The sequence below is a fragment of the Sphingomonas lenta genome (assembly GCF_002288825.1).
Classification (GTDB): Bacteria; Pseudomonadota; Alphaproteobacteria; order Sphingomonadales; family Sphingomonadaceae; genus Sphingomonas; species Sphingomonas lenta.
On record NZ_NSLI01000007.1, the window covers coordinates 35640 to 48452 of the forward strand.

The window sequence follows — 12813 nt, forward strand, 5'->3', positions numbered from 1 at the left end:
CCTGCCGGGCACAGGGGGGTTCAAGACCATGCGTCGCACGCTGTCTTTGGCCGTGCTCGCGCTGTCGTGTTCGGCGGCCGCGCTCAGCGCTGAAACCATCACCTACACCTATGACGCGCTCGGACGGCTAATCGGCACTTCCGTGTCGGGCGGGCCGAGCGGCGGGGTCAGCACGACCTATACTTACGACCAGGCGGGCAATCGGACCAACTTCAAGGTCATCGGCGTGACAGCCACGCCCACGCCCACGCCCACGCCCACGCCGTCGCCTACACCATCGCCGACGCCAACTCCGACGCCTACGCCAACTCCGACACCTACGCCCACGGCCTCGACGGGCGCGGTGGTGAACTGGTCGTTCGAGCAGCCCGCGGTCGCCGGCCTGCCCGGCGGGTTCCAATACAACCCGAGCGTCGCGGGCACGTATTTCGGCGGCAACTCGGGCGTGGCCGCGAACGGGAGCGCCTGGTTTTTCGCGACGGCGACGGACGGATCGCAGGTCGGTTTCCTGCAATCGACGACGTCGGCCAAGGCCACGATCACGCTCAACGTGAGCAACCTGACACCGGGCGCGAGATATGTGGTCAAGTTCAGGATGGCGCAGCGGCCCAACTGGAACCCCGACACGATCTTCGTGGCCGCCATCAACAACGCGCTCGGTACTTTCACGCCGAGTTCCACCTCGTTCCAGAGCGTGACGACCGCAGCGTTCACGCCCACCACCAGCGTCGGGACCTTGTACATCGAGGGAACCGCGAGTGCGGGTGACCTCACGGTCGCGATCGACTCGATCTCTATCGTGCCCGCGCCGTAGCGCGGCGAACGGTTCCTCAAAACCTCAGAAGGGGATTTCGCATGACCCTGCTCCTGGCATCGCTCCTCGCCGCAGCACAGGCGGCCTCGCCCGCAGCCAAGCCGGCCGACACCGCGTCGGGGCCAGCGGTCTGTTTCGTCCGAAAGTTCAAGGACGCCCGCAACAAGGACCACGACTTCTCGGTCGTGGTGCCGTCGTCGCTGTCGACCCCGCTGACGGAGAAGGGGTTCAAGAAGGCCGAGTGCGGGGAGGTGGCGACGCGCATCAAGGCGTACCGCGACGGCGTCTGCAAGATGGCGGCGTCGGGCAACGGGGCGGTGCAGGAGCGCTTCGAGGACGTGCTCGGTGCGCGTCCGGACCACCTCTGCGCGGCGGCGAAGGCGATCGAGGGCCTCACGAACTGATCGGCGCCGAGGGCGCGACATCGACTGAACGGGGGAACGGGGATGACCAAGATGGGGATGCCGGGGCGGAGGCTGCAGGCGACGGCCGTCATGCTGCTCGCGAGCTGCTCGAGCGGCGCGTTGGCGCAGACCACGTATATTCCGCTTCCCGCGCCCCGCGCATCGATCGACGCGAACGGCGTCAACCTCGCCAACGGCCGTGTCGAGCTGACCGATGTGGACCTGTCGATCGGAACGAGCGACTCCGGCCTGGCGCATGTGCGCAGGTGGGTCGAATCGGGCTGGCGGCACGAGTTCATGGCGTCCGCGGAGGCGACCGGCGTTATCGACGGCAGCATATACACCATCACCGTGGGCTCCAGCACGAGCACGTTCACGCGTACGAACACGTCTTCGGGTCCGGTTTTCGCTTCGCGGCAGGCCGACGGGACGAGCCTGACCGAGGCGTCCGGTTCCTACACCTACACCCTGGCGGACGGCACGGTCGTCACGTTCGACCGTTCCCTGGCCGCGAACAAGGCGAGCTACTACCGGAACAACTCGCTCATCGGCCTCGCCAGCAGGATCGTCAAACCCAGCGGCGAGATCATCACCCTATCCTACCAGTCGGACATCTACGAAAAGGAGACGTACGTAGGCACGACGATCGCGCCCACCGTCTTCCACGTGGTCCGGCTGCGGAGCGTGCAGAGCAGCATGGGCTTCCAGCTCAAGTACGCCTACGCCTCCGACGATCCATACGACACGAACAACTGGTACGAGATCTCGGGCGTCACCGCGATCAACAACTCCGTCGACTATTGCGATCCGGTAGCCGACGCCTGCACGGGCCTGACCCAGGCCTGGCCCACGGTCACCTACGCCAAGAGCGGCAACCAGGAGACGGTGACCGACGCCGCGGGCCGGGTCACGCGCTACACCACCGGGGAAGCCGGCCGCCTTGTCGGCATCAAGCGCCCGCGGAGCGCTTCCGCCGACACGACGACGTACAACTACGGCACGGACGGCCGCGTGCAGAGCGTGTCCAATGGGCAGAACGGATGGGGCTACGTGTGGAGCCTTTCCGGCTCGCTCATGACCACGACCATCACCGACCCGCTCAGCCACTCTCAGGTTCTGACGAGCAACGTGCTGAAGGGCGTGGTGGAGGCGCAGCGCGACGCGGTCGGGCGGCTCGAGAAGTTCGAGTACGACGACTCCGGCCGCATGAGGGCGAGCGTCTCGGCCACGGGCGTACGCACCGAGTACACGCCGGACGCGCGCGGCAACGTCGAGCGCACGCGCATCATCCCGATCGCAAAGGCGGGCCAGCCCGCGCTCGCCGAGATCAACACCTACGCCGACTATCCCGACACTTGCGCGAACCCGAAGTCGTGCAACAAGCCGACCACGACCACCGACGCGCTCGGCAAGGTCACCAACTACCAATACCACCCTGTGCATGGCGGCGTGACCTCGGTCATGCTGCCTGCGCCGACGGCGGGCGCGGTGCGTCCGGAAACCCGGTTCGTCTACTCGGACCTGCGGCCCTACTATAAGCAGTCGGCCACGGGCGGCGTGACCGCCGGGCCCACGACCGCGGTGCGGCTGACCTCGGTGTCGGCCTGCACGACCACGGCGTCGTGCGCGAACACCGCCGACGAGGTCCGCACCACCATGACCTATGGTCAGCCGAACATGGGCAACAACCTGTTCCTGACGTCGGAGGCGTCGGGCTCGGGCACCAGCCCGTCCATGGCGGTGACGACCTTCGGATACGACGGGGTCGGCAACCGGAACTACGTCGACGGTCCGCTGGCGAACACCACCACGTTCAACGACATCACCCGGCTTCGCTACAACGCCGCGCGGGAGGTGGAGCAGGTGACGAGCCCCGATCCGGACGGCACGGCCAGCGGAAAGACGCTGCTGCCGCGGGCCGTTTTCTACAAGCGCAACGGCGACGGGCAGGTGGAGGAGATGCGGGTCGGCACCGCGAACGCGGACGGGACCGGGTTCGCCGAACTTCAGCGGGTCACGACCGGATACGACGTGCTGGGCCGCAAGATCTTCGAGCGGATGTCGATGGGCGGCACCGACTCGTCGGAAGGCACGGTCTTCTCCGCGCAGCAGATGATGTACGATGCCGCGAACCGGCTCACCTGCGTCATCCAGCGCATGAACAAGACCCAACTCGTCCAGGCTGCGCCAGCGACGTGCGCTCCAGGGGCGGCGGGCACGGACGGACCCGACCGGGTGACAGAGTACAAGTACACCATCGCCGACGAGCTCGAGATCGTGCGGTCGGCCGTGGGCACTCCGCTCGTGCAGGACACGCAGACGACCGTCTACGGCGTGAACGGGCGGGCGGAGAGCGTGAAGGACGCGCGCGGCAACGTCACGCAGTTCGTCGCCGACGGCTTCGAGCGACCCTGGCAGACCACCTACCCGGATATCTCGTTCGAGCGCGTGACCTACGACGCCGAGTCTCGCGTGACGGAGATCAGGAAGCGCGACGGCAAGGTGATTGGCCTCCCGCGCGACGACTTGGGCCGCACCACGGGCAAGAACCGGCCCGGTGCGGCGACCGGCGTCGCTAACGAGACGAACGTCGCGTACAAGTACGACAATCTGGGCCGCCTCACGGAAGCGAACGACAGCCGCGGGCAGCTTCTCGGTTTCAGGTACGACGCGCTCGGACGACTCGTGGAGGAGACGAGCAACCAGGCGGCGGGTTCGCTCACCTACCAGTACGACGCGGCGGGCCGGCGCACGCGGATCGGCTGGGGGCCCAGCGCCAGCGGGTTCGGCGTCAACTACGACTGGCACGCGACCGGCGACCTGTGGCGGGTGCGCGAGAACGGGGCGACGACGGGCGTAGGCGTGCTGGCGACCTATGGATACGACAATCTGGGCAGGCGGACGTCGCTCGCGCGCGGTAACGGCGCGTCGACCACCTGGGGATATGGTACGTCTGGAACGGAGCCCTGGCTCACGAGGCTCCACCACAACCTGTCGGGCACGACGTATGACTTCACGCGCACTTTCAAGCGCTCGGCCGCGGGCGAGATCCGCGAGGCGACGACCGGCACCGACGCTTACGCCTATCGCGGGCACCGGAACGTGGACCGCGCCTATCCCGCAGCCAACAAGCTGAACCAGTACGGCGCGGCGGGCCCGGCCATGCTTGAGTATGACGTGCGCGGCAACCTGACCAAGTCGACCAACAACCAGGCGACGACGCAGGTCGTGCAGTACGGCTACACCGCCGACAACAAGCTCGGCACGTCGACGGGCGGCGGGTTCGTGTACGATCCTCTGGACCGGCTGTACCTGCTTGGCGCATCGTCGACGCTCCTGCGTTACGAGGGCGACCGGCTAGTGACCGAGCAGTCGGCGAGCGATGGGGCGGTGCTCCGGCGCTTTATCCACGGCGCGAGCCCGGACGAGCCGTTGGTGTGGTACGAGGGCGCGGACGCGAACAGCCGGCGCTGGCTCCACGCGGACGAGCGGGGCTCGGTCGTCGCGGTGTCGGACGGGTCGGCGCAGGCGCTGGCGGTGAACCGCTACGACGAGTATGGAATGCCTGACGAGCAGGCGGCGGGCCGGCCGAACGCGGGGCATGCGGGGCGGTTCGGGTACACGGGCCAGGCGTGGCTGCCCGAGGTGGGCCTGTACCACTACAAGGCCAGGGCCTACTCGCCGCAGCTGGGCCGGTTCATGCAGGCGGACCCGATCGGCTACGCCGACGGCATGAACATCTATGCCTATGTCGGCAACGATCCGGTGAACAAGACGGATCCAAGCGGCACCTGTGGTACGCGTATCGAGACGTTCTGCGTTGAAAAGGTCACGCAAGATGGAAGCGCAGGCACCGGGCGCGACTTCGAGGCGAGCTATCGAATGTCTATTGCTATGAGCCTAACGGATGCGCCTCGACCTGGAGCGGCGGCTAACCTGACGGCGACCCTCACGGGAGGCTACTTTGTCCCTACTGGCTCCATTCCGACGGAGACCATTGGTCAGGACGTCGTAGTCACAGCGAATTCTCGATGGGTTCCTCCCACTTTCCAAACCAGCTTTCGACTGGCTCGTCCCGTCGGTGACCGGCCGCAAAGGGCCCCACTGGACCAGTCGCAGCCGAACGGCTGCGGCCCTTCCGGGGGAATTTCAGCTCCAATCTTTAAAGCATGCGACGCACATGATATATGTTACGCTTCATCTGAAGTTAATCAACGAACCTGCGACAATCGTTTTCTTAAAAACATGCAGGCAGAGTGTCGCGCCTCTTTCACTTGTAATCTTGTTTCATACACCTTTTACTTCCTAGTAAGAGGGTTTGGTGAAACATCATTCAACAACAACATTCGCGAAGAACGGGACAGAAAACGGTTCGAGCGATATGTCAATTTGCTAGGAGGAAGATAGTGTGACTTATCAAAAGCCGATTTTTGGGCTTCTCGTCGGCATAAGCCTATTTTACACAGCGAGCGGATATCTTCTCGCGGGGTCCTACTTCTTCCGAAAAATCTTCATGTTCGACTCACCGTTTCTATCACTTTTCTCTTTAGCAGTGATGCTTGCTCCGCTTATCTATTTGACATTGACCAATGCTGGAAGGTCCAAAACATAGCTGCAAGGGGTTGAGATTCAAACCCAATCAGCGGGTTGAGGCGGGCTTGGTTTTCTGATCCAGCAAAAGTTGTAACGCTGGAGGTGCTCGAGGAGGAGGCCAAGTCGGCTCAACCGGTGGCGGCGGCGGTTGGTGGCGCGACAGCTTCTCGTGCTCCTATGGATCTGTGACGTACGGCGATGTTTCATACTACGTGAGAGCACCCTCGACTAAGCTCATCTGTGGACGCCTCCGGAGAAGCTAGAGGGTTTCTGGCCATCTGACGCGTGGTTGAGTGCTGCCGACGGCGTCGTCGAGGTCCCAGGCGCGGGGTTCCGGATCTCCGGCTATATCGATCGGCTCGATGTTTCGGACTGCGGCGCCCGCGCGCGGGTGGTGGACTACAAGGGCGGTAAGTGCCCCAAGAGCCCGGTCCAGCTCGACGGCGGGAGCGAACTCCAGCGCTGCTTGTACAGCTACGCGGTCCGCTCGCTCATGGGCGACCATGTCGAGGTCGAGGCGGCGCTGTTCTACCCTCGCGCGGGCGAGATGCGCCCGCTGGACGACGGTACAGGTACGCTCGACGCGCTGACCGGCCATCTGCTCGCCGCGCGCGAGAGCCTAGCCGCCGGTCGCGCGTTCAGGGTCGCGCGACGCTGGTCGAGATCGATGGCGACGGCGATGGCATGGCCGATTGCGTGCTGCGGCTGGGCAAGCGCGGCACACTGCTTCGTGAGACGGAGCTCGGCTCCAACCGTCTCGAGGTCGATCCCGCCGCTGGCCAGAGCTGGGGAACGCTCGGCGCCGACACGCTGGTAGGCACGGCGGCTGACGAGTTCCTTTACGGGTATGATGGGGCGGACCGGCTCTCGGCCGGGGCAGGCCGCGATCTTCTGGAGGGTGGACGCGGTGACGACATCTTGAGCGGCGGTGCCGGTGCGGACGTCTTCATGTTTGACATTGACGGCGACACGGGGCGCGACCGTATCGTGGACTTCGGGACCGGCGACGTTCTGGTCACGACCGAGCTGCTGTTCGACGCAAACGGTGACGGCGTGGTCGATTTCGGGCGCGACCGCGTCCTCAACCTGCCCAATCAAGGTACCGTCGCGATCACGGGTGACAATGGCGGGCGCGTACAGCGGCTGGAGTATGACGGCTTCGTCGACGAGGGCGGCATCCGCTACTTCGTCTACAGTAAGGTCGGGTCGGCTGCAGGCGTGCCTACGCTGACGGAGAGTCGGTTCTTCGATCTGCTCGGCTAGGGCGAGAACACTCCGACGTCATAAGAGCCGGCCTGGATGGGCTTGGAAGTGAAGGCGCTTAAGGCGCAACCCCGAATGCCTTGTACTCGGCCGCGATCAGAGGCGCCATGATGCGGGCACCCTCAAGGTCGGCGCTCGCCTGCGGACCTCGCCCGAGACGGTTCAGGACGACGCCGCGCAGGTACAGGCTTGCGGCTTGGTGGGGGTCGATGCTCAACGCGGCGCCGAGGTCGGCCAGCGCGTCCTCCATCCGGTTCATCCGGAAGTAGACCAGGGCTCGGCTGTCGAGCGCCGCCTGGGCCGCGTCGCTCAGCTCGATGGAGCGGGTGCAGTCCTTGAGCGCGGTGTCCAGCGCCAGGCTGTGCTTGGCCTTGATCCAGCACCGCGAGTTGAGGAGGGCAGGGGAGCCGGGGCCAGCGGCGATCGCCTCGTCCAGGGCCGCCACCGCGGCGGCGCCGTCGCCGGTGCGCGAGAGCAGCTCCGCTTTCAACATGACCATGTCGTCCTTGTCCTCGCCGCCCGCGTCGATGCGCTCCTGGACGCGCGCGAGCGCCGCGTCGCGGCGTCCCGCCCGGATGTCCTCTTTGCCGAGCAGTTCGAGCGCCGCCCAGCTGGCGGGCTCCACCGCCAGCGCCGCTCGCGCGTCGGCGACCATCTCGACGGTCCGGCCGAGAACACGGTGGACACGGGCGCGCTGGAGGTGGTTGGCCGCGGTCGGATCGAGCGCCACCGCCTTGTCCAGGTCGGGCAGCGCACCTTTCCAGTCGAACACGCCCATCAGGAAGTTGGCGCGGTTGACGTAGTTCGAGACCTCGTCCGGGTTTCCGGCGATCGCCTGCGCATACGCGGCGAGGATGGGCTTGAACCGGCCCGTGCGGCGGCCCTGCTCCGCCCACGTCCAGCGCTTCGGCAGTTCCGCGGGCGCGACCGCACGAAGCAGCCGCGCTTTCGCGAGCGCCACCCGCGCGCGGGCGGCCGGCACGTTCGCGGGCGCCACCTCCGCGCCCGTGCTCGTGACGCGCTCCTCGATCGCAATCGTGTCGCCGGCGAGCGCGGCCTTGCGCTCCACCCTGGTGCCGCCGAGCGTGTCGGCGAGTTCGGCGTCACCTTCCAGCCCGAACCCATTCAGCTCGGCGGGAAGGCGGACGCGCGTCACGAACTCCATCGCGTCGGGTGCGCCGGTGGCGACCGGGATTGAGCGCCAGGCGGGGCGCGTGCGGTCCGGCTCGAACGAGAGCTCGGACACGGTGCGGTCGAGCGTCGTCCGGTAGCGGCCGTCCTTGAACCGCCAAGGCGAGGTCGCCAGGCCCGTGGCCTTGACGGTCGCGACGGCCTCGATCGGATCATGGGCGAGATCGTATGTCGACACGGCCACCTCCCGGCCGAGCAGACTGGCGACGATCGAGCCGACCGCGTCCCGCTTCTGCTCCTCGCTCCCCTGGCTCTTAGCCAGCCCGATCGCCTCCGCGGCGGGGCCGCGCAGCGTGATTGCGGCGCTTACGACGGTGGGCAGCGCGATGCCGGCGCTCTGGTCGAGGTCGAGCTTGACCGCGATCTTGGGGTACGCGGGTGCGCGTGCGGGTACCGCCAGGAGCTCCGCGCCCGAGCTTCTCAGCGGCAGCACCCAGCGTAGCGGGGGCGTGTCGCCGAGGTCGGCGTAGCGGGCGCCCGCGCCCGTCCCGTCCAGCCAGTAGGTGTCGGCGCCGATCGTCGCACGTACCAGCACGTGGTCGAACGCGCCGGGCCCCGCCAAGCGGTTGGGCAGCAGGTCGCCCAGCTGCATGCTCGCGAGGACCGGTTCAGCTTCGATCCCGAGCTCGCGCAGCACGGCGAGGAGGAGGAGCGTCTTCGCCTTGCAGTCGCCGTAACGCGACGCCCAGGTGCGCTCGGGCGACTGCGGGACGTAGTTGCCGTTGCCGAGCCCGTTCAGCCAGTAGCGCACCTTCTCCTGCACGAGTTCGAGGGCGGCGGCGGCGCGCCTGGTCGGATCGGTCGTCGCGGTCGCGATCCGGGCCACCTCGGCGGCGAGCGGGCTTCCCGGCGAGATCGCGCCCTTGGTGGCGTAGAGCGGAGCCATGGTCCTCGAAACGGCCGCCCAATCGGGAAAGCTCGACGCTTCGAGAAGAGGCGGCCGGTGGAACCGCGCGGGAGCGTCGGCCGGAAGGTCGGCCGCCTTGGGTGAGAGGCCGGCGATCGTCAGCTCCCGATAGCCGCCGGCCTCCGCCTCGACCGGCTTGGCGCCGTCGAGGTACGCCTTCCAGCGGACTTCCTCGGCTCTCGGCCAGAGGACACGCGCGCGTGCGAAGCCGGCGCGCAACGGCGCCTGGGGCAGGAGGACGGCGGTCTGCGTCTTGCCCGCGAACGCCTGCTCCTTGCGCGTCACCGACGCCGCGACCCGCAGCACGTCGCCGACCTGCAGGCCGTCGATCGTCATGCTGGCGGTGAGCTGCCCGTCAAGCTGGAGCTGCTCCATTCCCTGCTCGCGCCGCAGCACCTCGAACTGCTTGCCGGTGCCGAGCACGTCAATCACCTGCGCGCCGCGGTGGATCTCCACCCGGTGCACGATCAGGTCGCCCTTGGCCGGGTTCCAGGGGAGGTTCAGCGTTCCCGACCGGGTAACGAGGTCGGGAGTGGCGAGGCGCGTCGCGACGTCGGCGTAGGACCAGGCGGCGTCGCCCTCGATCTTGTCCTGGTGGTCGAGGGTGACGAGGACGGGCGAGTCCCCGGTCAGCTTGGCGGTCTCGATCGGAGGCGCCGGCTCGACCCAGGCGGGGGCGGGCTGGATGAGCGGCTTGTCCCCGGCGATCGCCGCGCCCGACACGCTCGCCAGCATGGACGCCATCAACAGCTTGCGCATTTATCTTGCCCCCGCCCTGTTCGACTCTTGTCTAGGACCCTGACCAGGCCGGGCAAGTCCCTTTGGCGGACCTTGGCGCTGCCCTCCCCGCGCGCACCGCGCGCGAGCGTTCGACGCACCGTCGGCCCCGAAGCGCTGAACAGCTCGGCCGAACTTATAATCGAATGGCCGCCGGTGTCGTGCATGCGTCGGAGTTCGTTGAGTGCCTGCGCTCACTGCCTCGTCTCTCTCCGTCCAGGTGATCGCCATCTACTCGGCCTTGGCTCTCGCTTCGGCCACGATCCGCGACTCGATGAGTTGGCTCACCCCGAAGATGCGCGCCATCTCCGTCGCGGCTTTTCGACCGGAGGTGACACGGTCGGCGATCTCGGCCCGCTGCCGCTCCGTCAGCTTGCGTTTTCGCCCACCCACGCGGCTCTCGGCCCTCGCCTGAGCGAGTCCGGCGCTGGTGCGCTCGCGGATCATCTCACGCTCGATCTCCGCGAAGGCGCTGATCATCCGCATCATCGTGCGACCCGCCGGCGTGGTCGTGTCGATGCCCTCGGTCAGCGACCGGAAACCCGCGCCCGCCGCCCCGATCCGCTCCATGATGTGCAACAGGTCTTTTAGCGACCGGCTGAGCCGACCGAGCTTCCAGACCGCCACGACGTCGCCTTCCCGAAGGAGGCTCAGCATGTTGTAGAGCACCGGCCGGTCCCAGCGGCCCCCGCCAGCCGCCTCCTCGAACAGGCGCCTGCAGCCCGCCCTGGTCAGCGCCGCCGTCCGCACTGCATTCGACTGCTCGTCGCCCCTGGACACGCGGGCGTAGCCGGCGAGGTATAGCGCCGGGGTCACTCGACCTTGAGTGCCTGAAAGTCGAAGACCTCGCCCCATTTCTCGCGATCCTCGCTGACGAGCTCGCGCAGCGCGGTCTGGACATGGCGGGCGACCCGTTCGAGCGCCAGCTTGCAGAGCTCCGGGTCGGCATCTTCGCGGACCAGCGGCGGCAAGGGCCGGCCGACGGAGTCGCCCTCGTTCCGGAAGCCCGGCCCCAGAGTCGGCTCGGCGCTCGCGACCATGTCCCGCAACCGTCCAAGCTCTTCGGCTGACATGATCCCCCTTTCACGAACGAGCGGCTCTGGAAGCGATCAGGCGACGCAGGCGCGCGCGAGCAAGCGACCCTCTCACAATCCTCTTTCACCGGCCTAGCATATGGCAAGAGGTTTCTGAGGAGCGCGACCATGCCCGCACGCGTGCCGATGACCGAGCGGGAGCGGGCGGCACTGCTTGCGCTCCCGACGGATGAGGGAACGGTGGTCCGCGTCCACACGCTCGATACGGGCGAACTCGCCGGCGTCGTGACCGCACGGACGCCCGGAACCCGGCTCGGCTTTGCGCTCCAGCTATGCTGCCTTCGCTATCCCGGCCGGTACCTCCGCCGCGGCGAGGTGATCCCGGCCGCCATGCTCGAACACTCGGACTCTAGCTCCAGTTGGAGGAGAAAACGGGGGTCAAGTCATATGATGCAGGAACGCCGGATCCTTCACACGACATAGCCGGCTAAGACGGTGCTCTCTAAAAGCTTGCCGCCGTGCCCGGCGCGGATCAGCGCGTTCTTCCCGCGTGCCAGCACCTCGGCCGTCGCTGACCCGCTCCTCGACGGTGAACGCCGTCTGTGCGATCGATGCATCGCCCCGCGCCGTCGGCGCGCTCAGAAAGGAGCACTCCGTTTGCCCAACAAGACGAATGAGGGGGACGCGTGGCGCGGGCGGCGGGTGCTCGTCACCGGCCACTCCGGCTTCAAGGGGGCTTGGCTAGCACTCTGGCTGCATCGGCTCGGCGCGGAGGTGACGGGCCTGTCGCTCCCGCCCCCGACCGAGCCCAGCCTGTTCGACCGGTCGCGGTTGGCGGAGCTGGTCGACCATGTGGAGGGCGACATCCGAGACCCCGCCGTGGTCGACGCCGCGGTGGCGCGCGCCCGGCCGGAGGTCGTGTTTCACCTTGCAGCCCAGCCGATCGTGCGGACCTCCTACCTGCAGCCGGTCGAAACCTACGCCACCAACGTCATGGGGACCGTCCACCTCTTAGACGCGGCGCGGCGGCTAGGCGGCGTGCGCGCGTTCGTGTGCGTGACGACCGACAAGTGCTACGAGAACCGCGAATGGGTCTGGCCCTATCGTGAGAGCGATTCCATGGGCGGCTTCGACCCGTACAGCAGCAGCAAGGGCGCGGCCGAGCTTGCGGTGGCCGCGTATCGGCGTTCCTTCTTCCCCCCAGACGCAATGGCGGGCGGCGGCACCGGCCTGGCGTCCGTCCGAGCGGGCAACGTCGTGGGCGGGGGCGACTGGGCGGTGGACCGCCTACTCCCCGACCTCGTCCGCGCGTTCGAGCGCGGGGAGGCCCCCGTCATCCGCAACCCCGGCGCAGTCCGGCCCTGGCAGCACGTCTTGGAAGCGTTGGGCGGCTACCTCCTGATCGCGGAGCGGCTGATGGCAGGCGACGCGGAGGTGTCGAACGCCTGGAACTTCGGGCCGTTGGACGAGGACGCGCGGGCCGTGTCGTGGATCGTGGAACGGATGCGCGAGCGCTGGGGCGATGCGCCTATGGCGATCTTCGAGCAGGTCGCCGGGTCGCCGCACGAGGCGCACCTGCTGCGGCTCGACTGCTCCAAGGCGCGCGCGGTGCTGGGGTGGCGCCCGAGGCTCCGGCTGGCGGAGGCGCTGGACTGGATCGTGGACTGGCACAAGCGCGTCGGGTCCGGCGCGGACGCGCGGGATGTCACGCTGGAGCAGATCGCCTCGTATCGGAACCGCGGGAGGTTTGCATAGGTCATTGATACGCCGCCCCGCGCGGGGCTACGGCGTCGACCGGGAGCGAGCGCGGGGGGCGCGCGGGAACGGAAG

Annotated in this window: 8 protein-coding genes and 2 pseudogenes; 7 read left to right on the forward strand and 3 right to left on the reverse strand. The window is 67.6% G+C overall.

Annotated elements, in window-relative coordinates:
* Positions 1–28 precede the first annotated feature (28 nt).
* The 5 genes and pseudogenes from CKY28_RS18860 (at position 29) to CKY28_RS18420 (ending at position 7074) form a co-directional block, all read left to right on the forward strand.
* Positions 29–814, forward strand: a complete 786-nt coding sequence (locus CKY28_RS18860; RefSeq protein ID WP_176473174.1) for an RHS repeat domain-containing protein — start codon at positions 29–31, stop codon at positions 812–814.
* Between the two features lie 41 nt (positions 815–855).
* A complete protein-coding gene (locus CKY28_RS17530) occupies positions 856–1218 on the forward strand; it encodes a hypothetical protein (protein WP_095999691.1) in 363 nt (120 codons plus the stop codon).
* 42 nt (positions 1219–1260) lie between these two features.
* Complete coding sequence (locus CKY28_RS17535) at positions 1261–5625, forward strand: RHS repeat-associated core domain-containing protein (RefSeq protein ID WP_095999692.1); 4365 nt, start codon at positions 1261–1263, stop codon at positions 5623–5625.
* Between the two features lie 475 nt (positions 5626–6100).
* Positions 6101–6442: pseudogene (locus CKY28_RS19395) on the forward strand (PD-(D/E)XK nuclease family protein); the annotation flags it as partial.
* Positions 6443–6495: 53 nt separating this feature from the next.
* A complete protein-coding gene (locus CKY28_RS18420; protein WP_141243990.1) occupies positions 6496–7074 on the forward strand; it encodes a calcium-binding protein in 579 nt (192 codons plus the stop codon).
* A gap of 58 nt (positions 7075–7132) precedes the next feature.
* On the opposite strand, the gene CKY28_RS17550 is transcribed toward CKY28_RS18420, so the two are convergent.
* From CKY28_RS17550 to CKY28_RS17560, 3 genes are all read right to left on the reverse strand, one after another.
* Positions 7133–9931, reverse strand: a complete 2799-nt coding sequence (locus tag CKY28_RS17550; RefSeq protein WP_095999695.1) for a DUF3857 domain-containing protein — start codon at positions 9929–9931, stop codon at positions 7133–7135.
* A 249-nt stretch (positions 9932–10180) separates the two neighbouring features.
* Complete coding sequence (locus tag CKY28_RS17555) at positions 10181–10765, reverse strand: recombinase family protein (RefSeq protein WP_217989613.1); 585 nt, start codon at positions 10763–10765, stop codon at positions 10181–10183.
* Positions 10762–11022, reverse strand: a complete 261-nt coding sequence (locus CKY28_RS17560) for a hypothetical protein (RefSeq protein ID WP_141243991.1) — start codon at positions 11020–11022, stop codon at positions 10762–10764. Before CKY28_RS17560 ends, CKY28_RS17555 begins: the two co-directional genes overlap by 4 nt.
* A gap of 129 nt (positions 11023–11151) precedes the next feature.
* On the opposite strand from CKY28_RS17560, the pseudogene CKY28_RS17565 reads away from it, so the two are divergent.
* Both CKY28_RS17565 and rfbG read left to right on the forward strand, forming a co-directional pair.
* Positions 11152–11376: pseudogene (locus tag CKY28_RS17565) on the forward strand (DUF4158 domain-containing protein); the annotation flags it as partial.
* A 264-nt stretch (positions 11377–11640) separates the two neighbouring features.
* Positions 11641–12738: a CDP-glucose 4,6-dehydratase gene (rfbG, locus tag CKY28_RS17570; RefSeq protein ID WP_245841918.1), complete on the forward strand. Its 1098-nt coding sequence runs from the start codon at positions 11641–11643 to the stop codon at positions 12736–12738.
* The last annotated feature ends 75 nt before the right edge of the window (positions 12739–12813 follow it).

Coding starts and splice junctions, on each gene's coding strand:
- CKY28_RS18860 (WP_176473174.1), top strand. CDS start 29: ATGCGTCGCACGCTGTCTTTGGCCGTGCTCGCGCTGTCGTGTTCGGCG.
- CKY28_RS17530 (WP_095999691.1), top strand. CDS start 856: ATGACCCTGCTCCTGGCATCGCTCCTCGCCGCAGCACAGGCGGCCTCG.
- CKY28_RS17535 (WP_095999692.1), top strand. CDS start 1,261: ATGACCAAGATGGGGATGCCGGGGCGGAGGCTGCAGGCGACGGCCGTC.
- CKY28_RS18420 (WP_141243990.1), top strand. CDS start 6,496: ATGGCCGATTGCGTGCTGCGGCTGGGCAAGCGCGGCACACTGCTTCGT.
- CKY28_RS17550 (WP_095999695.1), bottom strand. CDS start 9,931: ATGCGCAAGCTGTTGATGGCGTCCATGCTGGCGAGCGTGTCGGGCGCG.
- CKY28_RS17560 (WP_141243991.1), bottom strand. CDS start 11,022: ATGTCAGCCGAAGAGCTTGGACGGTTGCGGGACATGGTCGCGAGCGCC.